A 19,985-nucleotide genomic window follows, 5' to 3' on the forward strand; every position below is an offset into this window, starting at 1 on the left:
CGCCGATCTCCGGAGCAGCGGTCGCGGAGCCCGATCGCCGCCTCCGCCCCGGATGCGCCCCCGCATACCTGGCGCCCGCGGTTCCGCTGGGAGCCAGCGGGTCGGCGCCGGTGCCGTGCGCGCTCAACTGGTTCGGGTGCGGGGTCCGCGGCCGGTCGCCAAGTGGTGGTCGACGGTGAGATTGATGCCGGTGCAGAGGGCGACCAGCAGGGCAGCCGGGACGAGGACCGCGCACGGTTGCAGGAACAGCGCCTCCTGATTGCGCTCGACCAGCACCGCCCAATCGGCGGTGGCGGGGTCGAGTCCCAGGCCGAGGAAGTTCGCCGAGGCGACGAGGTACAGCACCAGGCTCAGCCTGCCGCCCGCGTCCACGGCGACGGGCGCGAGCACGCCGCGACCGATGTAGCCGAAGTGGATGCGCCACCACGATTCCCCTTGCAGCGCCATCGCTTCCACCGCGCCGCGCCGGCCCGCGTCGAGCGCCGCGCCGCGCACGATCCGCACCACGGCGGGAAGTTGCAGCACCGCCACGGCGACCACGAGCGCGCCCGCCGTCCGGGTTCCGGTGGCGGCCAGCACCATCAGCACCAGCAATCCGGGCAGCGCCAGCACCAGGTCCAGGCCGCGGGTGAGCCACCGGTCCGCCCAGCGGTACGGCTGGCCCACCGCGGCCAAGGCCAGCGGCACCCCGGCCAGGTAGGACAGGGCGAGCGCTCCCCCGGCCAGCGCCAGCACCGATCCGCCGCCGTGCAGCGCCAGGCCGAGCACGTCCCGGCCGAGCACGTCGGTGCCGAGCGGGTGCGCGCCGCCGGGGGGCAGCAGCGGGATGCTCGCCGCGCGCACCGGCCCGGCCGACAGCGGCCCGGCCAGCGCCGCCAGCAGCGGCACGCCGAGCAGCACCCAGCCGAGGACGCGGCTCATCGCGCACCCGCCCGGAACCGGCGCGCCGCCAGGTCGATGACCAGGTTCACTCCGATCGTGATCGCGGCGAACAGCAGCGCATGGCCTTGCACCGCGGGCAGATCCCGAGCGCGCACCGCCTCCACGAACCCGGAGCCGAGTCCGTTGAGCGCGAACAGCGCCTCCACCACGACCACGCCGCCGAGCAGTCCGTCCACGGTGCGCGCGAGTTGTTGCAGCACCGGGCCGATCGCGTTCGGCAGCACGTGGCGCAGCACGACGCCGCGCTCGCCGATCCCGGCGCGGCGCGCGTGCGTGGCGAACTCGGCGGAGTTCGCCACCACCACGCCGGTGCGGACCTGCCTCGCAAGCGCGGACAACTGCTTGGCCACCAGGACCGCCACCGGCAGCACCAGCACCGCGGGTTCGGCCGTCAACGACCACCCGGACAGCCCGGCGGCCGTCGCCGGCAACCAGCCCGCCTGCACCGAGAACACGCCCACCAGCAGCAGCGCCAGCGCGAACTCGGGCATCGAGTTCAGCAGCACCACCGCGGAGTTCACCGACCGGTCGAACCGGGATCCGGCGCGCAGCCCGCTGCGCGCGCCGAGCCACAGCGCCAGCGGCAGCACGATCAGCAGGGTCAGCGCCGCCAGCAGCACCGTCGTCGCGGCGTTGCCCGCGATCTCGTCGACCACCGGGCGCCCGGTGCGCAGCGAGGTGCCGAGGTCGCCGTGCAGGATTCCCGCCGCCCAGTCCAGGAATCGGGTGCCCAGCGGCTCGTCCAGGCCGAGGCGCCGTCGCAGGGCGTCGACCCGCCCGGCGTCGGCGTGCTCGCCGAGCACGACTTCGGCGGTGTCGCCGGGAAGCAGCGCGGTGAGCGCGAACACGCCGACGGCGACCAGCGCGATCTGCGCCGCCGCGACGCCGATCCGGGACAGCACCGCGCCGAGCACCCGGGCACCGGGGGCCGCCCCGCGCAGCTGCGGAGCGAGCGCGATCACCCCACGCTCACCCGGTCGAACCGGGCCCAGTCCAGCGAGTTCGGCGGTGCGCCGCGCACTCCGGACACCTGGTCGGAGGTGGCGACGTTCCAGCCGCTGAAGCCCCACACCACCATGCCGCTGTGCTCCCGCGACAACCGCTGCGCCCGCGCCAGCAGCTCCGCGCGCCGCGATTCGTCCGCTGTGGACAGAGCTTCGGCGTGCAGCGCGTCGAACTCGGCGGAGCGGTAGCCGGTGTAGTTGTCGACGCCCGCGTCGGAGGTCATGCGCTGGCCGAGGAACGTCGGCACCGGCAACGCGGCGGTCCTGCTCAGCGAGGCCACGCCGTGCTCCTTGATGTCGGAGAAGTACGTTTCCGACGGCCCGATCCGCGGTGTCACGCGCATCCCGACCTCGCCCAGCTGCTGGGAGATCAGGCTCGCCGCCGACTCGAAGTACGGGTCGACGGAGCTGGTCTGCAATTCCCAGCTGAGCCCGTCGGCGCGGGCCTCCCGCAGCAGGGACCGGGCGAGCTCCGGGTCACGCGCGGGTTCGGGCAGGTCCGCGGGGTAGAACCGCAGACCGGCGCCGAACAGGTCGTTGCCGATCCGGCCTTGGCCGCTGAGCGCGATGCGGAGCAGCGCCTCGCGGTCCAGCCCCGCCCGCACGGCCCGCACCAGCCTGGGGTCGGAGAACGGCGGCCGGTCGACCTTGAGCAGCAACGACTGCATGGTGCCGAACGGCGCGGAGTGCACGCGCGCCCGGCCGCCCTGCTCCAGCAGGCGCACCGAGTTCGCGCTGACGTCGTGGGCGTAGTCGACCTGGCCGGACAGCAGCGCGTTCACCCGCGCGCTCTCCTCCTCCATCGGCACGAACTCCAGCTCGGCCGGGGTGGCCGGGCCGGACCAGTGGCCGTCGAACCGGGCGAACACGGCGGGTTTGCCGGGCTCGAAGGAGACGAAGCGGAACGGTCCGGAGCCGACGGGCGCGGTGAAGTCGGTCGTTCCGGCGGGCACGATCTCGGTGGCCGGGGCTCCCCACGCCGAGGGGAACTCGAAGTTCGGCGCGCCCAGCACCAGTTCCAGCTCGGTCGCCGAAATCGCTTCGCTGGCACCGAAATCCACGTCGGCGAAGTGCGCGCTCGCGTGCGCGGCGGTGGAGTCGTCGGCGATGCGCCGGTACGTGCAGAGCACGTCTTCGGCGGTCACCGGCCGACCGTCGTGGAACTTCGCCGGGCGCAGCCGGATCCGCCAGCGGGTCCCGGTCGGATCCGGCTGCCACGACTCGGCGAGGCGCGGCACCACGCTCATGTCGTCGGCGTAGCCGACGAGCGTGTCGAACAGCGCTTTCGCCCGCGCCTGGTCGACGAACAGCGAGCCGGTGTGCGGGTCCAGGGATTCGGTGGCCCCGCCCGCGGGGAACGCCACCCGCAGCCGCCCCGGGCTCGACCCGGAGCCGCCGGAGCAGGACACCAGGGGCACGGCGGCGAACGCTCCCGCGACACCCGCGAGCAGCCGCCTGCGGCCGATCACGCCGCTCACGCGACGGGGAAGGACTCGGGGAACCGCCCGGAATCCGGCGTGTACAGCGAGTTCGGGTGCACTTCGTACCTCCTCGGGGCTCCGCGACCCCGTGCGAATCGGTACGACGATGCCAGTCTCCTGGCTCATGGATCAGCGCCGCGCCCCGCCTTCCCACCGGTTTCCCGGCAGTGGCCCCAGTGGACGCGGCTCCCCATTCACAGTGGCGGGACCGCGCCGGATTCGCACCGGCTTCCTGCACACCGTCGCAGTGGAACGTCGCGACAACCTTTCAGCCTGCGTCGATCGTTGTCAAGAAACATGTGAACCACCCGATGCAGGACGACCTGCGGTCATCGCACGACCCCGCTGCGACGGCGTTCCCGACCCCCCAGTGATCAGTATTCGTCGTGGTAGCGGACCTTGTCGCTCCCGGCCGGGGCTCCGACGACGCTCGCACGCCCCTCCGGTTCCTCCCACTCCTCCTGCCTGCCCAGTGCGGTCAGGTCGAGCAGGCTGGTGGTGCTGCCGAGGCCGTCGAGTCCGCGCGCGTACGTGGAGTAGGTGTGGAACACGGCGTCACCGTCGCGCAGGAACACGCTCAGGCCGGGGAGTTCGAACGGCTCGGATCCCTCGACGTAGTAGCCGGCTCCGGACTGCTCCAGCTCGGCCTTGCTGCGGTAGTTGTACTCGATCGGCGACACCGACTCGTCGTGGGTGACGTGGAAGTCGTGGTTGAACCGGCCGCCGCCGGACGAGTACCACGGGAAGGCCCAGCCCATCCGCCGCTTGAACGGTTCGATCTTGTCCAGCGGCGCCCGCGAGACCACGACCAGCGACGTGTCCCGCGCGCGCAGGTGCGTCAGGTCGCCGAACTGGTCGACGAACCCGGAGCAGCTCGGGCAGCCCGCGTCCCAGCTCGGGTCGAACATGAAGTGGTAGATCAGCAGCTGGCGGCGCTCGTCGAACAGGTCGAGCAAGGTGGCCGTCCCGTCCGGGCCGTCGAAGCGGTAGTCCTCGTCGATCCGCACCATCGGCAACCGCCGCCGGTCCGCGTTGAGCGCGTCCCGCGCCTTCGTCGCCGCCTTCTCCCGCGCCAGCAGCTCCTTGCGCGCGGCGAGCCATTCCTCCCGCGACACGACCTCGGGCAAGCTCATCGTCGTCCTCCTCGGTTGTCCGTTTCACCGAGGAGGACCACCCGGCCCGCGAGAACTCATCGCGGGGCGCGCCGGTTCCCCCGAACGGACCACCGAGAGCCTGTCTGCGAGCTCGTCTTGGTCCGCGTCTCGTCAGCGGCGAAGCCGCTGAGCGGTGACCACCCACGCGGACCGACCACCGGCGGGTTCTCAGCGGCTTCCTCGCGAGGACAGCGATTTCCGCGTATCGGACGTACATCAGATATCGATCCCGCGGCGAGGGAGCCGCTGAGGTTCCGCCACCCGACCCACTGCGCAGACCAAGGTCACAGACATGCCCTCGGGGTGCTCGCGAGACTCGTTGTCAGGGGTCTGGTGCAGAGTGTCGCCATCACAAGATCGCCACTCGACGAGGACCACCGATGACAGCACCCGAATTCCCCGCGGACACCTTGGATTCCGAAGGAGGTCCCGCCTGGCTCTCCGAACTCGGCTCGGGGGACCCGCACCAGCTCGTGCACCTGGTGCGCGACTTGCAGCCGCTCCAGGCGCTGGAGGTGCTGGGGGCGAAGCTCCAGCACCTCCGGCCGTGCGCCTTGCCGCAGGAGCGCGCCGACGAGCACACCTCGCTGCCGCGCACCGCGCTCGGCGACTCCGAGTGCAGCGCGGTGCTGCTGGCCGGGCGGATCCGCGGCTGGACCTTCGTCTTCGACGACGCGGGCATGACGTCCGAGGTCTCGGACGTCGGCGGAGCCTTGGTGACCCCCGCGATGGCGCTGTCCCGGACCGGTGGTGCGGCGCTGAGCCTGGCCAACAACTTCAGCGGACCGAGCTGCGGCCTCGATTTCGCCGAGCACGGCGCAGAAGTGCTGTGGACGAACTCCGACGACCTCGACGTGATCGCGCCCGGCCTGGAAGGCAGGCTCAAGGACGCCGTCGACGCCGCCGGGATCGTGGAGCAGGACTACCTGGATCCGGGTGAGCGCGATCCGGAGGCGGTCATCCGCATGGGCTGCGTGCTCGCGGGGATCACCTCCTGGACCTCGGCGGACATCCGCGCCGCCGACCTGGTGATGCTGCCGTTCGGTTGAGCTCGATCGTCGATTCCGCAGGGCGCCGCCGTGCCGAACCGGCAGCGCCCCCACCACTTCCCGACTGCGAGGAGATGTCGTGCCCACACCCGGTTTTCCGGCTGGAACCCTGGACACCGACGACCGCCCGATCTGGATGTCCGAACTGGACCCGATCGGTCATTCCACCGTGCACCTCGTCCGCGACGTGCAACCGCGCGCGGCGCTGGAGCTGCTCGGCCTCGACGCCGGTTCCGCCGTGCCGTGCACGTTGCCCGCGCGGTCTCCCGACGAGTCCACCTCGTTGCCGCGCGCGGCCCTCGGCGACCCCGACTGCGTCGCGGTGCTGCTGGCAGGCCGGGTCAGCGGCTGGACGCTGGTGTTCGACGACGCCGGTGCGACCTGCGAGGTCGGCAACCTGGAACGCGCCCGTGCGGTGAACGCGGCGGCCGGCGGCGACTGGTCCGGGCTGGAGTCGATGGCGGGCAAGCCGCGACCGGCTGTGCAGGACCCGAGCGCAGTCCTGTCCGCCGGGGGCGGACCCGCGGTGACGATCCAGACGAACTTCACCGGGCCCCCGGTCGGCGTCGGGTACGCGATCGACGGCGAGCTCGTCTTCAGCACCGACGCGCACGACCTGGACCTGCGGGACCCGCAACCGCGGTCCGACGTCCGCGCGGCGATCGCGGCAGCGGGCGTCTCCGACGAGGACGGCCTGGACCCCGGCGAGCCGGACATCTTCGGCGTGGCCCGAATCGGCTGCGCCCTCGCGGGCGTCACCTGGACGATGGACGACCTGCGAGCGACCGACCTGATCGCGATCACGTTCGACTGAGGCGGCCAGGCCTTCCCTTCGATCAGCGTCCTGTCAGCGGCGAAGCCGCTGAGCAGCGCCCCCGGAGCAAGACGACCACCGGCGGGTTCTCAGCGGCTTCCTCGTGAGGACGGCGATTTCTCCCGTGGCGGAGCCACCAGTGGAATCGATCTCGCGGCGAGGAAGCCGCTGAGGTCCGCCACCCGCCCCACTGCGCAAGAGGATCAGCGGCGAGTCCGGCGGGTGGGGGTGGCGGTGGTGGGATCGTCCGGCCAGGGGTGCTTCGGATATCTGCCTCGGAGGTCGGCGCGGACCTGCGGGTAGCCGGTGGCCCAGAAGGACTCCAGGTCGGAGGTGACCGCCGCCGGGCGCCCGGCGGGTGAGAGCAGGTGCAGCACCAGGGGAATCCGGCCGCCCGCGAGCATCGGGACCTGGCGCCAGCCGAACACCTCCTGCACCTTCACCGGCAGCACGGGCCGATCACCCGAGTAATCGATCTTGATCCGGGATCCGGACGGCACCTCGACGCTCTCCGGCGCGAGCTCGTCGAACCGGGCCGCCTGGTCCCACGGGATCAGCCTGCGCAGCCCGCCCCTGGCGGAGATCCGCGCCAGGTCCGCCCGCTTGCGGGCGCGGGACAACTCCGGTTCCAGCCAGGAGTCCACATCGGACAACAGCGATTCGTCGTCGACGGCGGGCCACGGTTCGCCGAGCACCGAGCGCAGGAATCCGATGCGGTCCCGCAGCCGGGCCGCGTCCTGGCTCCACCGCAGCAGGTCCGGCCCGTCGGCGCGGAGCCCGTCGAGCAGCGCCGCCCGCACCAGCGCCGGATCGGGTTCGCGCAGCGGCCTGCTGTCCACGGTGATCGCGCCGATCCGCTCCTCCCGCACCGCCCGCACGTCGCCGCCGGACCAGCCGACCTCGTCGCGCACGGTGAGCAGCGGGGCCGCCACGCGCCGGGCCAAGTCCTCGTCGGCGGGAGCGGCGAGTCGCACCGTGCCGTGCGCGGCACCGGGACTGCGGTCGGCGACCGCCACCGCGAGCCACTCCGCGTGCCGCAGCGGCGACCCGGTCGGCACCTCGACGGCCGTGCCCGACGCCATCAGGTAGATCGGCGAGTCCGGCGCCCGGCGGCGAGCGAGGCGCTCCGGGAAGGCGAGAGCGACGATCTCGGCCGGGTCCGCCCTCCCCTGCCGCGCCGGCTTCTCCGAGCGCGCGGCAAGCCTGCGGGATTCCCGCCGCCACCGATCGGCGCCGGGCCCGCCGCGGCGCAGCCGAGCCAACGCGGAGTCCACATCGGACTCGGAGGTCACCGTGTCGTCGTCGAGCAGCGCCACGACCTCGCTCGCCGCCCGAGCCCCGGCCAGTTCGGTGCCGTCGAGCAGCGCTCGCGCCAGCCTCGGATGCAGCCCGAGCTCGGCCATCCGCCGCCCCCTGCCGGTCACCGCACCATCGGAGTCCAGCGCGCCGAGCCCGCGCAGCACCTCGTGCCCGGCGGCCAGCGGACCGGTCGGCGGCTCGTCCCACCAGGTCAACGCGGAACCGTCCGGAGTTCCCCAGCAGGCCAGCTCCAGCGCGAGGCGGGTGAGCTCGGCGGTGCGGATCTCCGGCTCGGCGAACGCGGGCAACGTGCTGTGCTCGTGCTCCGGCCAGCAGCGGTAGGCGAGGCCCGGCCCTTGTCGCCCGGCGCGGCCCGCCCGCTGCTCGGCGCCCGCCTGCGACACGCGCACCGTGGCCAGGCCCGCCAGCCCGCGCCGGGTGTCCACGCGGGACACCCGGGACATCCCGGAGTCGACGACCGCGCGCACGCCCGGCACCGTCAGGCTCGACTCGGCGACGGCCGTCGCGAGCACCACCTTGCGCCGCTTCCCCTCGCGCAGCGCGGAATCCTGCTCGGCGTGCGGGAGTCGGCCGTGCAGCGGGAGGACGTCCACATCGGACAGTCCGGACAGCGCGGCGGCCACGCGGCGGATCTCGCCCGCACCGGGCAGGAAGGTGAGCACGTCACCGTCCTGCTCGTCGAGCGCGGTCCGCACCGCCCGCGCCACGCACGCCTCGAGCCGCTCGCCCCGGTTCGGCGGCAGGTAGCGGTGCTCGACCGGGTAGGTGCGCGCTTGCGCGTGCAGCACCGGGGCGCCGCCCAGCACCTCCGCCGCACGGGTGGCCGCGATCGTCGCGGAGGTCGCCAGCAGCCGCAGGTCCGGGCGCAGCCCGTCGCGGGCGTCGAGCAGCAGGGCCAGCAGCAGGTCCGCGTCGAGGTGGCGCTCGTGGCACTCGTCGAGCACCACCACATCGACCCCGGAGAGCTCCGGGTCCGCCTGCAACCGCCGCACCAGCAGGCCCGAGGTGACGACTTCGACGACGGTGCGCGGCCCCCGCACGTGCTCCCCGCGCACCGAATACCCCACGCGCTCACCGACGTCCTCCCCGACCAGCTGCGCCATCCGGCGAGCAGCCGCGCGGGTCGCCAGCCGCCGCGGCTCTGCCACCACCACGCGCAGCCCGCGCTGCGCCAGCGCCAGCGGCACCAGCGTCGTCTTCCCGGTGCCCGGCGGAGCGACCAGCACCGTGGTGCCGTGCTCGGCGAGCGCGTCGGCGACCTCGCCGAGCACCGGGCGCACCGGCAGGTCCGGCAGCGGGAGGGAGGAGAAGTCGGTCATCGCAGCACAGTGTCCAGGTCGTTCGCCGCAGGCCGGGAGCTCGGGCTCATTCGGGGTCACCGGCGAGGTTGTCGGTGCACCGGATCAGCAGGTCCGCCAGCAGGGCACGCTCCTCGGCGCCGAACCCGGCCAGCATCCGCTCCTCCACCGCGGTCATCACGTCACCCGCCCTGGCCAAGCGCTGTTCGCCGAGCGAGGTCAGCCGAGCCGGTTTCGCCCGCCCTGCCGCGGGACGGTCGGCGACCTCCACGAGGCCGCCGCCGCGCAGGCCCGCGAGGACGTCCTGCAGCGACTGCCGGGTGACGAAGCAGAGCCGCGCCAGCTCCGCCGAGGACGCTCCCGGATGTTCGTGGAGGGCGTTGAGCACCGCGTACTGCGAGATCGTGACGCCGCTGTCGCGCAGTTCGCGGTCGGCTTCGTGGCGCAGCATCTGCTGGACGCGCTTGACCAGGTATCCGGGCCGATGCTCGGTGTGTCCTTCTTGACTCACGTAAGGATCCTGACACAAACTGGTGGATGTCAGGAACCTGACATACCGAGAGGATCCGAGAATGCCGAGCACCATCGAGCAGAACGCGCCGCTGGCGACCCTGATCAACGTCTTCACCGTGCGCCCGGAGCGACAGCGCGAGCTCGTCGACCTGCTCAACCGCGCGACGGAGGAGGTCATGATCACGCTGCCCGGCTTCGTGTCCGCCAACATCCACGCCAGCACCGACGGCACCAAGGTCGTCAACTACGCCCAGTGGAGCGACGCGGACGCGTTCCAGGCCATGCTCGCCAACCCGGTGGCGCAGCCGCACATGAGCGCCGCAGCCGAAGTCGCCAAGTCCTACGAACCCCACCTCTACGCGGTCGACGCGGTGCACTCGGTCGACGACATCTGAGACCGAGCCGAGCGGGATCAGCGCGGCGGGAGGCGGTGGCGGATGTGGTCCAGCACGTCGGACAACGTCGAGGGCAACGCCTCCCCCGGCCCCCTGGCGACGGCGCGGCGGAGTCGGTTCTCGGTCCGGACCGAGTGCATCTGGCCGAGCATCGGCGCCACCGCGATCGCCGCCCGTTCGGCCTCCGCGACGGCACCGGCTGCCAGCGCCGAATCGAGCAGGCACGCGCGGTGGATGTAGAGCGCCCACCGCTGGCTCTCCCGCCCGGCTGCCAGGTCCACCGCGCTGCTCAACAACGGCAAGGCTTCCGCGTGCCTGCCGAGCGACGCGTACATGCTCCCGGCGTGCCCGTCGAGCTCCCGCGCGTTGAACCACCACGCCCAAGCGGGATCGCGGTTGCTGACACCGTCGCCGAACGTCGCTCGCGCGCGGTCGAACGCGCTCCGCGCCGCCGACTCATCCCCGAGGTGCCCCAGCGCACGCGCCTGTCGAAGCCGGAACAACGCCCGCACCCGAATGGGAACTCGGGGCTCCTCACCGAACCGTTCGGAGATCCGGAGCGCCTCCCGCTGCCGCCCGGAGTACGTGCCCGCCAATGCCTGGTTCGACAGGATGAACCACTGCATCGACGTGTCACCGGCGATCTGCGCCAACATCAGCGCTTCCGAGTTGATCAGCCTCGCCTCGTCGTGGCGCTGCGCGTCGATGAGCATCCACCCCGCGACCTCGCCCAGCTCCGCCGTCGCCGCCTCCAGGTCGCGCTCCACCTCCACCCGGTAGCGCCCCGAAGCCAGAACCCGTTGCGCATCGCGGAAACGCCGCACCACGGCATCGACCACCTCACCCGAGCCCAGCAGCGAATCCATCCGCACGAACTGCGCGATCGCACCGCGCAGCGAAGCCACGAAGTCCGCGTCGGCGGGAGGCCCGCCGTCCGCCGAGCCAGGACCGATCGGGTCCAAGACCGCCTCAGCGGGCTCGACGGGTACCTCGTCAGCAGCGGATCGCGTTGGCACGAAGCCCAATTCCGCATCCGACGACGCGCCCAGCACCGCCCGCAGGGCCGCCCGGTACGGACCCGAAGGGCGGCGCACCGCCCCGCGCTCCCACTTCGCCAGCAGGTGCGGGTCGAGGTCGTGGCGCTTGCCGGTCTCCCGCCACAACCACGACGACACCGCCGAAGCGAGCTCGGATCGGGACATCGGTTCGCCCGGCGCACGCCGGGACGCGGTGCGCAACCGCGCCTCCCGCAGGCTTTCGTTGGGTTGACCCACGGTTACCCATGATGACCACCCGGCCGACCTGGAGTCCACGCACCCTCGGTGACGATCCTGCGACCATGAGTGATCGAACATCCGAAGTGCACTGGGTCGGCGGCAGGCACGCCGCCGTCGGCCACGCGGTTCCCGCGCGGTGGCGGTGGTCGCCGGGCTGCACGACGCGGGCCGTGTGCGGCACCGAGATCCGACCGGCGTGGCCCGGCTACCTGCTGCCGCCGGGCGTGTGCCCCGACTGCCGGGCCCGGACGGGCACCGCACCGCCGCTCGACGAGCGCCGCCCGGCACCGAGGTGGCAGCCGTGATCTTCTTCGCCCGCTACCGGAGCACCGCGCTCGGCGTTTCCGGCTTGATCAGCCACGCCTTCGAGATCCAGCACCCGTCGGCGCGCGGCCGGGAACTGACCTCGCTGTGCGGGCAGACGTTCCCGCCCGGTGTGCTCGCCGTGCTGCCCGGCTGGACGGGGAACCGCTGCCCGGCCTGCGCACGGCTGAAGTCTCGGAGCGAACACCGATGAGCTCCGGCGCGGAGTTCACCGCTGACGAGCGGGCGGATCGTGACGCCCGGACCGGCCACGGCCCGGCCTGGGTCCGCCTGTTCAGCGGCGACCTCGCCGCCGCGGCGCCGCCCGGCGGTGCTCCCGACCTGGTGACGCTGGGGGTGGTGCTGACCCGGTTGCGGGAACTCTGACGCCACCCACCCCACCCGCTGCCGACCGCCACCGGGAAGTGGTCCAATCGGGGCATGGCTGAGAACCCACTGCAGAACGTGACCTTCCCCAGCAACGGGGGCACCGCGCACGGCTACCTCGCGCTGCCCGAGTCCGGGAGCGGCCCCGGAGTCGTGGTGATCCAGGAGTGGTGGGGCCTGACCGACCACATCGCCGACGTCACCAACCGGCTCGCCGCCGAAGGCTTCGTCGCGCTCGCCCCCGACCTCTACGGCGGGCGCACCACGCACGACTCCGACGAGGCCGGTCAGCTCATGCAGGACCTGCCGGTGGACAAGGCCGCCACCGACCTCGGCGGCGCGGTGGACTACCTGCTGTCCCACGACGCCGTCACCAGCAGCAAGATCGGCTCCGTCGGCTTCTGCATGGGCGGCGGGTTCGTGCTGGTGCTCGCGGCTCAGCAGGGCGACAAGATCGGTGCCGCGGTGCCGTTCTACGGCGTGCTCGGCGAGGACTACCCGAGCTTCGAGAACCTGACCGCACCGCTGCTCGGCCACTTCGGCGAACAGGACTCGATGGCCCCGCCGGACGCGGTGGAAGCCCTGGCCGACCGGATCGAATCCGAGTCCGGAACGCGCCCCGACTTCCGGATCTACCCGGCCGGGCACGCGTTCTTCAACGACGAGAACCACATGGGCACCTACGACCCGGTGCAGGGCGCGAAGGCGTGGGGCGCCACGCTCGAATTCCTCCGCGCCAAGCTGGAGGGCTGAACCCCGCCGGCGCCGGTCACCGCACGTCGTGACCGGCGCCGTGCCCGTCGTCACCCGAACGCGACCGCTGGCGGCGACGCGGAGTCTCCCTAAGCTGGGACGATGGGCGAACCGCGCAGGCTCGAACCGGCCACAGTGGTGGCCGAGGCGGTGCGGGTGCTCGACGAGCACGGCCTCGACGCGGTCACCCTGCGGGCGGTGGCCGACCGGCTCGGCGTCCGGATGAACACCGTGCTCTGGCACGTGAAGAGCAAGGCACGACTGCGGGAACTGATGGCGGACGCGCTGATCGGTGAGATCGGCTTCGACGACCTTCCTGGGCCGTGGGAGCCACGGGTGCGCGAACTGTTCCACCGGCTGCGGCGAGTGCTGCTGGCGCATCGCGACGGCGCCGCCCTCGTCACCGGGACCTACGCGCTCGAACCGCACGTCCTGCGCTTCGCCGAAGAGCTCGCCACGACGCTGCTGCGCGGCGGGCTCGCGGCGCGGGAGGCGTCGTGGGCGGTGTGGACCTCGCTCTACGTCACCCTCGGGCTGGTGCAGGAGGAACAGGCCCCCTCCGGCCCCCGCCCCGCCGCGCTCCGGGAGGCGGTCGACGAGCGGCGGTACCCGGCGCTGCACGGCATCCTCGGCGAGTTCACCGGAACGGACTTCGCCGCGCGCTTCGACTTCGCCATCACCGCCCAGCTCGCCGCCCTCCGCGAACACGCCCAGCGTCCCCCGAGCCCGTGATTCCGCCCGGCGAGCGGGGTCAGGTTCCGCAGCCGCCCCCGTCGTCGTCGCGGTCCGGTTCGGAGCTGTAGCCGAGGTCGCCGCGGTGGACCGGGGCGGCGCGGGCCACGACGCAGTCCTCGTAGCCCCCCGGCTCGCGCGGCTGCGCCGGTTCCGGGGCGGAGATCCACCCGGGCGCCTGGGCCTCGTAGGTCGCGGCGGGCGGCAGCGTCGGCCGCGGGACGGCCTCCGGTTCGAGCACGTCCGCATCAGGCTCCACCTGCCCGGTCGGCACCGGCCGGGACGACTCGTCCTCCGGCGGCTCCGCGCACGAGACCGCGAGTCCGACCACGAACAGCAGGGCGAAGACACCACCGATGCCCCACGTCCACTGGCGCCGATCCGGCCGCAGGTGTGACGACGCGGTCGGCGACTGCGGGAAGGTCCGCGTACTCATGTCCGCTTTCTCTTTTCCGCCCCGGGCAGGGGCGCACCGTGCCCGGTGCTGTTCACCGGGCTCGATGACCATGTCGCCGGACACGGACGGTCGTTACGGAATGCACCCTGTCGGCCTAACCGGGCCGCAATGGTGCACTTGGCCGCCATCGATGGCCCGCACGAACACGGATCGCCCTCCCCGGGACCAGTCGCCGACGGCCGATCGGAGGCATCCCGGCGCGAAGCGGGGCCCGTGGCGCGAACGTGCGCAACGGGCCCCGGAGCCTTCGCTCACGAACCGATCACCGGGTGCGTCAGGCGGATTCCTCGGTGCGGTTGGTGTCCCACCGGGTGTGGAACGAGCCCTCGACGTCGGTGCGGCGGTAGGTGTGCGCGCCGAAGTAGTCGCGCTGGGCCTGCGTCACCGCCGCCGGGAGGCGCTGCGCCCGCAGCGCGTCGTAGTACGACAGCGCGGCGGAGAACCCGGGCGTGGGGATGCCCAGTTCGGCGCCGGTGGCCACCACCCGTCGCCACGCGTCCTGCGCGTCGGCGAGTTCGCGGGAGAACTCCGCGTCCGCCAGCAGCGTGGGCAGCGAGGGGTCGTTGCCGTAGGCGTTGCGGATCCGGTCCAGGAACGCGGCGCGGATGATGCAGCCGCCGCGCCAGATCGTGGCCATCGCCCCGAGATCGACGTCCCAGCCGTACTCCCGGCTGCCCACCGAGATCATGTTCCAGCCCTGGGCGTAGGACACGACCTTCGACGCGTACAGCGCCTTCTCGACGTCCTCGGCCAGCCGCTTCGCATCCTCAGCGGACAGCTCGGCGGGCTGCGGACCGGCCAGGCCCTGCGCGGCCTCGCGCAGGTCGCCGTGCCCGGACAGGCTGCGCGCGAACACGGCCTCGGCGATGCCGTTGACGGGCACGCCCAGCTCCAGCGCGGTCTGCACCGTCCAGCGGCCGGTGCCCTTCTGCTCCGCCTGGTCCTGGATGACGTCCACGAACGCGGAACCGGTGCGGGCGTCGGTGTGCGTGAGGACTTCGGCGGTGATCTCCACCAAGTACGAGGCGAGCCTGCCCTGGTTCCAGCCGCGGAACACCTCCGCGATGCGCGCCGGGTCCAGCCCGCCCGCGCGGCGCAGCAGGTCGTAGGACTCGGCGATCAGCTGCATGTCGGCGTATTCGATGCCGTTGTGCACCATCTTCACAAAGTGCCCGGCACCGCCGGGGCCGACGTGGGTGCAACAGGGCGTGCCGTCCACGTGCGCGCTGATCTTCTCCAGCATCGGCCCGAGCGATTCGTAGGCCTCGGCGGAGCCGCCGGGCATGATCGACGGCCCGTTGAGCGCGCCCTCCTCGCCGCCGGAGATGCCGGTGCCCACGAAGTGCAGGCCGCGCCCGCGCAGCTCCTCGTCGCGGCGGCGGGTGTCCTCGAAGTGCGCGTTGCCGCCGTCGATGATCACGTCGCCCTCGTCGAGCAGCGGGGCCAGCTCGTCGATCACGGCGTCGGTCGGCCCACCGGCCTTGACCATGATGACGACCCGGCGGGGCCGCTCCAGCGACGCGACGAGGTCGGCCGCGGACTCGGCGGCGACGAACTCACCTTCCTCCGCGAAGCGCTCCATGAACTCGTGGGTGCGGCCGACGGAGCGGTTGTGCACGGCGACGGTGTAACCGTTGCGCGCGAAGTTGCGGGCCAGATTGCGCCCCATCACGGCAAGGCCGGTGACGCCTACCTGCGCCAGCTTCGACATGAATACCTCTTTCGGCGTCCGGATGACTCATCGGAACAACTCACCCGCCGGGCCCGGTGTTCCCCGGTGGCCGAGGATCACCTCGACGGGTGGGTCGCCCGCACAGTGCACACGCCCCCGGCCCCGGCGGCAGAACGGGTCAGCCGTCCAGTTCCTCGATCGTGGCCACCGAGGGGCGTTCGGTCTCCCGCAGCCGGTCGGCGACCCGTTCGGCGTCGTCGAGGACGCGGATCGCGTTGCGGTGCGCCAGTTTCGCGAGGTCCTGTTCGGACCACCCCCGGTCCAGCAGCTCCGCGAACAGGTTCGGGTAGCTCGCCACGTCGGCCAGGTCCGCCGGCGTGATGTCGACCCCGTCGTAGTCGCCGCCGATGCCCAGGTGGTCGATGCCCGCGATCTCCCGCATGTGGTCGAGGTGATCGGCGACGGTGGCGGCGGTCGCTGCGGGCCGCGGGTGCGCCGCCTCGTAGTCGGCGCGGAACCTCCGCACCTCGTCTCCCCCACCGTGCCAGTCGAGCCCGGCCTCGGTCGCCGCGGCGTCGAACGCGCGCACCCAGTTCCGGGCCTCCTGCAGCACGAACGAGGGCACGAAGGTGACCATCGCGACGCCGCCGTTGGCGGGCAGCGCGGCGAGCACGTCGTCGGGGATGTTGCGCGGGTGATCGCACACCGCACGGGCCGACGAGTGCGAGAACAGCACCGGCGCGCGGGACACCCGGATCGCGTGGCGCATGGTGTCGGCGGAGACGTGCGAGAGGTCGACGAGCATGCCCAGCCGGTTCATCTCCCGCACCACCTCCTCGCCGAAGGCGGTGAGCCCGTGCGCGGCGGGCTCGTCTGTCGCCGAGTCGGCCCACGGCACGTTGTCGTTGTGCGTCAACGTCAGGTACCGCACGCCCCGCGCGTAGAACGCGCGCAGCGTCGCCAGCGAGCAGGCGATGCTGTGGCCGCCCTCGGCTCCCATCAGCGAGGCGATGCGGCCGTCGGCCATCGCGGCGCGCACCTCGGCGGCGGTGCCCGCGAGCCGCAGCTCGCCGGGGTGGCGCTCGGCGAGCCGCAGCACGCAGTCGATCTGCTCCAGGGTGGCCGACACGGCGCGGTCCCCCTGGAGCTCGGCTTCGACGTAGACGGACCAGAACTGCCCGCCGACGCCGCCGGCGCGCAGCCTCGCGAGGTCGGTGTGCAGCGTCCCGGTCCGGTCCTGGGCGATGTCGAGCGACTCCAGGTCGTAGGCCCCGTGCAGCCGCAGCGCCCACGGCAGGTCGTTGTGCCCGTCGAGCACCGGATGCTCGGACAGCAACGTCCGAGCGCGTCGCACCGACTGTCGTCGCGCGTTGGTCATGGCACCTCACGTTCGCTGGGCGGTCCGCCACCTGGTGTCTACCCGCAGGCTCAGCGCGCTTCAAGGTGATCGCGGGGACGGTCCGATCACTCGGCGCCGACCGGCGTCGTGGACGGCGCAACCTCCCGGCGGTGCGACCGCGAACAGCGGCGATGCCGGCGCGAACGCATGCCGATCCGCTCATGTGATCACGCAGAGCGAGCGGCGCATCACCAGGTTCCGTCAGCCCAAAGTTGATCTTTTCCGGTGCAACGACCCGGCGCGCGGAAAGCACAACGACGGCAGCGGGCCGCACCGTGAGGACGCGGACGAGATCCGCCGCTGGTCAGGCGCGAGCAGGCGGGAGAACATGAAAACCTTTCCTCGTTCCGAGCGGAATCATCTCATCCTCCGCGATCCGGGCGAAAGATTAGAGAACATTCATCATCACTCAGCGTGATTCGCCATCGTGCACCTACTCGCACCCATTTGTGGGTTTGGCCCGAGTTCGGTTCGTGCAATAAAGTGAAATCAGTCCGGGAGAACCAAAAACGGACCCATCACATCGGGACCAATGGCGCCCTGGACCACGCCCTGAAATTCTCCGTCCGGAACCACTCCTGCCGCGTTGCGACGATTTCAGGAGAACCGGAACCGCGCCGGTACCACCACACCGATCCGGCATCCCGAAAACCGAGGGGCCGTTTCACCCTGGACCGAACCCATTTCCAGGACGGCCCCTCGCACACCCCTACCCGAAAACCCTGGAGGTCCACCGTGAAGTACGGCACCGCACTGCGCGACGACGTGGCCGGCGAGCAGATCACACCGCTGATCGGCGTCTACGACATGTTCTCCGCATCGGTCTCCGCCCAGCACTACTCCGGGATGTTCGTCTCCGGATTCGGCTTCGCCGCCTCGCACTACGGCCTGCCCGACATCGGGTTCATCGCCTGGCCGGACATGGTCGCGTTCGTGCAGCGACTACGGCTGGCGTTCCCCCGCCAGCACCTGCTGGTCGACATCGACGACGGCTACGTCGACCCCGAGGTCGCCTGCCACGTCGTCGAGCAGCTGGAGATGATCGGCGCCTCCGGGGTCATCCTCGAGGACCAGCAGCGACCGCGGCGCTGCGGCCACGTCGACGGCAAGCGGATCCTGCCGCTGGAGGACTACCTGGACAAGCTGGACCTGGTGCTCTCCACCAGGAACGACCTGCTGGTGGTGGCCCGCACCGACGCCACCGAGGAGCGCGAGATCCTGCGCCGGGCCGAGGCGCTGTCGGAGACGGCGGCCGACGTGCTGCTGGTCGACGGGGTGCGCAGCGTCGACTGGATCGCCAAGGTCCGCAAGGTCATCGGCGACAAGCCGCTGCTGTTCAACCAGATCGCGGGCGGCAAGTCCCCGCGGCTCTCGCTGCCCGAGCTGCAGGAGCTCGGCGTCGACGTCGCGATCTACAGCACGCCGTGCCTGTTCGCCGCGCAGTCGGCCATCGACCGGGCGCTGACCGATCTGCGCGTCGCCGACGGCAGGCTCCCGGAGGTCTCGGCGGGATCCGTCGGAGTCGCGGAATCGCTGGCGCTGCTGGAGCGCAACATCAGCCGGAACCACGTCCGGCCGGTCGTGCTGCAGACCTGATCGACCCCGCCACTCGGCGGCCGGAAGCAGAACTCCTGGATTCGTGCCGCCGAGAATTCACCTCGCCTCGAAGTTCGACAGAACAGTGATGCCGAACAATATTTTGAAAAGACCGAGAACCGATCCCTACATCATCGCGATCGTCCTCACCGCCGTCCTCGCGGCTTTCTTCCCGATTCGCGGTGAACCCGCGGTGGTGCTCGACGCCGCGGTCACGGTCGCGGTCGGATTCCTGTTCTTCCTCTACGGCGCCCGGCTGCCGCACGGCGCCGCCTGGGAGGGAATTCGGCACTGGCGGTTGCACGGCGCGATCCTGCTCAGCACCTACGCCTTGTTCCCGGTGCTGGGCCTGGCGACCGCGGTCCTGGTGCCGGCCGTGCTCAGCGAGCCGCTGCACCTGGGGCTGCTGTTCCTGTGCGTGCTGCCCTCGACGGTGCAATCGTCGATCACGTTCACCTCACTGGCGGGCGGCAACGTCGCGGCGGCGATCTGCGCGGCGACGTTCTCCAACGTGCTGGGGGTGCTGCTCACCCCGGTGCTGGCCGGGCTGCTGCTGGCGGGCGGTACCGGCGCCGTTCCGCTCGACGCGCTGCCCGAGATCGTGCTGCTGCTGCTGGTGCCGTTCCTGCTGGGGCAGTTCGCCCGCCGCTGGATCGGCGAGCGGGTGCGCGAGCAGCGGGTGCTCGGCAAGCTCGACCGGGGCGTGATCCTCGCCGTCGTGTTCTCCGCGTTCAGCGAGGGCACCGCGCACGGCATCTGGAAGCAGCTGACGCCGTCCCGGTTGCTGCTGCTCGCGGCCGTGTGCCTGGTGCTGCTGGTGGTGGTGCTGGCGGTGACCTCGCTGGCGGCGCGCTGGTGCGGGTTCACCGCCCCGGACCGGATCGCGCTGGTGTTCGCGGGTTCGAAGAAGAGCCTGGCCAGCGGCCTGCCGATGGCCTCGGTGCTGCTGCCCGCCGCGAGCGTGGGGCTGCTGGTGCTGCCGCTGATGCTCTACCACCAGCTGCAGCTGATCGCCTGCGCCTGGCTGGCCCGCCGATTCGCCGAGCGGCCGGCCGAGGACCCCGCGTCGGCACCGGCCGTCCCCGGAGCATCCGCCTGACCTGATCCACGCTCGTTTCCCTTCCACACCAACGAGAGGCCCCCCAATGCGCTTTCTCCGCGGACTCGCCTGCATCGCGGCGACCGCCCTGCTGCTCTCGCCGGTGGCGCACGCCGGACCCAGCAGCGACGGCCAGAGCAGCACCGGCTCCGGGCTGCTGAACGTGAGCTACAACGGCGACAGCCCCATCGAGATCGACCGCACGCTCAACCTCGACTTCGGGTCGGGCAGCGCGGGCAGCGATCACGACGACTGACGCCGTGGCGCGGCCAGCGACACCGCGAGCGGGTCCAGCGAGCGCCGGATCTCCAGCAGGTCGCGGGCCTCTTCCGCGTGGAGC

The 19,985-nt window shown here is 72.0% G+C and carries 22 protein-coding genes and 1 riboswitch; of the genes, 12 read left to right on the top strand and 10 right to left on the bottom strand.

Annotated features, from left to right (window positions below):
* Positions 1 to 123: 123 nt before the first annotated feature.
* From OOZ19_RS26680 to OOZ19_RS26695, 4 genes are all read right to left on the bottom strand, one after another.
* Positions 124 to 921, bottom strand: coding sequence for an ABC transporter permease (locus OOZ19_RS26680; RefSeq protein WP_266092917.1), 798 nt, complete (start codon positions 919 to 921; stop codon positions 124 to 126).
* Positions 918 to 1,904 (bottom strand): ABC transporter permease, encoded by a 987-nt coding sequence (locus OOZ19_RS26685; protein WP_266092918.1) that lies wholly within the window; start codon positions 1,902 to 1,904, stop codon positions 918 to 920. Before OOZ19_RS26685 ends, OOZ19_RS26680 begins: the two co-directional genes overlap by 4 nt.
* On the bottom strand, positions 1,901 to 3,424 hold the full coding sequence (locus tag OOZ19_RS26690; protein WP_323055183.1) for an ABC transporter substrate-binding protein: 1,524 nt from the start codon (positions 3,422 to 3,424) through the stop codon (positions 1,901 to 1,903). The genes OOZ19_RS26685 and OOZ19_RS26690 overlap by 4 nt, the downstream gene beginning before the upstream one ends.
* Positions 3,425 to 3,517: 93 nt before the next feature.
* A riboswitch (cobalamin riboswitch) is annotated at positions 3,518 to 3,700 on the bottom strand.
* A 101-nt stretch (positions 3,701 to 3,801) separates the two neighbouring features.
* On the bottom strand, positions 3,802 to 4,560 hold the full coding sequence (locus OOZ19_RS26695; RefSeq protein ID WP_266092919.1) for a DUF899 domain-containing protein: 759 nt from the start codon (positions 4,558 to 4,560) through the stop codon (positions 3,802 to 3,804).
* A gap of 401 nt (positions 4,561 to 4,961) precedes the next feature.
* Here OOZ19_RS26695 and OOZ19_RS26700 point away from each other — a divergent pair, with 401 nt between their 5' ends.
* Together OOZ19_RS26700 and OOZ19_RS26705 are read left to right on the top strand one after the other, a co-directional pair.
* Complete coding sequence (locus tag OOZ19_RS26700) at positions 4,962 to 5,630, top strand: hypothetical protein (protein WP_266092920.1); 669 nt, start codon at positions 4,962 to 4,964, stop codon at positions 5,628 to 5,630.
* 79 nt (positions 5,631 to 5,709) lie between these two features.
* Positions 5,710 to 6,444: a hypothetical protein gene (locus OOZ19_RS26705; protein ID WP_266092921.1), complete on the top strand. Its 735-nt coding sequence runs from the start codon at positions 5,710 to 5,712 to the stop codon at positions 6,442 to 6,444.
* Positions 6,445 to 6,647: 203 nt separating this feature from the next.
* Here the strand turns inward: OOZ19_RS26705 and hrpB are convergent, their stop codons facing one another.
* Both hrpB and OOZ19_RS26715 read right to left on the bottom strand, forming a co-directional pair.
* Positions 6,648 to 9,083, bottom strand: a complete 2,436-nt coding sequence (gene hrpB, locus OOZ19_RS26710) for an ATP-dependent helicase HrpB (RefSeq protein ID WP_266092922.1) — start codon at positions 9,081 to 9,083, stop codon at positions 6,648 to 6,650.
* Positions 9,084 to 9,129: 46 nt separating this feature from the next.
* Positions 9,130 to 9,573 carry a MarR family winged helix-turn-helix transcriptional regulator gene (locus tag OOZ19_RS26715; protein WP_266092923.1) on the bottom strand — a complete coding sequence of 148 codons (444 nt, stop codon included), beginning with the start codon at positions 9,571 to 9,573 and terminating at the stop codon, positions 9,130 to 9,132.
* Between the two features lie 61 nt (positions 9,574 to 9,634).
* Here OOZ19_RS26715 and OOZ19_RS26720 point away from each other — a divergent pair, with 61 nt between their 5' ends.
* The gene (locus OOZ19_RS26720) at positions 9,635 to 9,970 is read left to right on the top strand and encodes an antibiotic biosynthesis monooxygenase family protein (RefSeq protein WP_266092924.1); all 336 of its coding nucleotides are present in this window, start codon (positions 9,635 to 9,637) and stop codon (positions 9,968 to 9,970) included.
* Positions 9,971 to 9,987: 17 nt separating this feature from the next.
* Here the strand turns inward: OOZ19_RS26720 and OOZ19_RS26725 are convergent, their stop codons facing one another.
* Entirely contained in the window at positions 9,988 to 11,244 is a 1,257-nt protein-coding gene (locus tag OOZ19_RS26725) for an NsdA family TPR-like regulatory protein (protein ID WP_266092925.1), read from the bottom strand.
* 65 nt (positions 11,245 to 11,309) lie between these two features.
* Here OOZ19_RS26725 and OOZ19_RS26730 point away from each other — a divergent pair, with 65 nt between their 5' ends.
* The 5 genes from OOZ19_RS26730 to OOZ19_RS26750 all read left to right on the top strand — a co-directional run bounded on the left by OOZ19_RS26730 (position 11,310) and on the right by OOZ19_RS26750 (position 13,422).
* Complete coding sequence (locus OOZ19_RS26730) at positions 11,310 to 11,552, top strand: hypothetical protein (RefSeq protein ID WP_266092926.1); 243 nt, start codon at positions 11,310 to 11,312, stop codon at positions 11,550 to 11,552.
* The gene (locus OOZ19_RS26735; RefSeq protein ID WP_266092927.1) at positions 11,549 to 11,764 is read left to right on the top strand and encodes a hypothetical protein; all 216 of its coding nucleotides are present in this window, start codon (positions 11,549 to 11,551) and stop codon (positions 11,762 to 11,764) included. The genes OOZ19_RS26730 and OOZ19_RS26735 overlap by 4 nt, the downstream gene beginning before the upstream one ends.
* A complete protein-coding gene (locus tag OOZ19_RS26740) occupies positions 11,761 to 11,937 on the top strand; it encodes a hypothetical protein (RefSeq protein WP_266092928.1) in 177 nt (58 codons plus the stop codon). The genes OOZ19_RS26735 and OOZ19_RS26740 overlap by 4 nt, the downstream gene beginning before the upstream one ends.
* Before the next feature lie 18 nt (positions 11,938 to 11,955).
* Entirely contained in the window at positions 11,956 to 12,690 is a 735-nt protein-coding gene (locus tag OOZ19_RS26745) for a dienelactone hydrolase family protein (RefSeq protein WP_507028820.1), read from the top strand.
* A 102-nt stretch (positions 12,691 to 12,792) separates the two neighbouring features.
* Positions 12,793 to 13,422, top strand: coding sequence for a TetR/AcrR family transcriptional regulator C-terminal domain-containing protein (locus tag OOZ19_RS26750; protein ID WP_266092930.1), 630 nt, complete (start codon positions 12,793 to 12,795; stop codon positions 13,420 to 13,422).
* Positions 13,423 to 13,441: 19 nt separating this feature from the next.
* Here the strand turns inward: OOZ19_RS26750 and OOZ19_RS26755 are convergent, their stop codons facing one another.
* From OOZ19_RS26755 to OOZ19_RS26765, 3 genes are all read right to left on the bottom strand, one after another.
* Complete coding sequence (locus tag OOZ19_RS26755; RefSeq protein WP_266092931.1) at positions 13,442 to 13,858, bottom strand: hypothetical protein; 417 nt, start codon at positions 13,856 to 13,858, stop codon at positions 13,442 to 13,444.
* Between the two features lie 295 nt (positions 13,859 to 14,153).
* A complete protein-coding gene (gene gnd, locus OOZ19_RS26760) occupies positions 14,154 to 15,590 on the bottom strand; it encodes an NADP-dependent phosphogluconate dehydrogenase (protein ID WP_266092932.1) in 1,437 nt (478 codons plus the stop codon).
* A gap of 139 nt (positions 15,591 to 15,729) precedes the next feature.
* Positions 15,730 to 16,929 (bottom strand): dipeptidase, encoded by a 1,200-nt coding sequence (locus OOZ19_RS26765; RefSeq protein WP_266092933.1) that lies wholly within the window; start codon positions 16,927 to 16,929, stop codon positions 15,730 to 15,732.
* A gap of 184 nt (positions 16,930 to 17,113) precedes the next feature.
* On the opposite strand from OOZ19_RS26765, the gene OOZ19_RS26770 reads away from it, so the two are divergent.
* From OOZ19_RS26770 to OOZ19_RS26785, 4 genes are all read left to right on the top strand, one after another.
* A complete protein-coding gene (locus OOZ19_RS26770; RefSeq protein WP_266092934.1) occupies positions 17,114 to 17,368 on the top strand; it encodes a hypothetical protein in 255 nt (84 codons plus the stop codon).
* 317 nt (positions 17,369 to 17,685) lie between these two features.
* Positions 17,686 to 18,546 carry an isocitrate lyase/PEP mutase family protein gene (locus OOZ19_RS26775; protein WP_266092935.1) on the top strand — a complete coding sequence of 287 codons (861 nt, stop codon included), beginning with the start codon at positions 17,686 to 17,688 and terminating at the stop codon, positions 18,544 to 18,546.
* A gap of 103 nt (positions 18,547 to 18,649) precedes the next feature.
* Positions 18,650 to 19,645, top strand: a complete 996-nt coding sequence (locus OOZ19_RS26780; RefSeq protein WP_266092936.1) for a bile acid:sodium symporter family protein — start codon at positions 18,650 to 18,652, stop codon at positions 19,643 to 19,645.
* 46 nt (positions 19,646 to 19,691) lie between these two features.
* Complete coding sequence (locus OOZ19_RS26785) at positions 19,692 to 19,901, top strand: hypothetical protein (RefSeq protein ID WP_266092937.1); 210 nt, start codon at positions 19,692 to 19,694, stop codon at positions 19,899 to 19,901.
* Positions 19,902 to 19,985 lie beyond the last annotated feature (84 nt).

Source organism: Saccharopolyspora sp. NFXS83, assembly GCF_026241095.1.
In the GTDB taxonomy this organism is placed as follows: domain Bacteria; phylum Actinomycetota; class Actinomycetes; order Mycobacteriales; family Pseudonocardiaceae; genus Saccharopolyspora_C.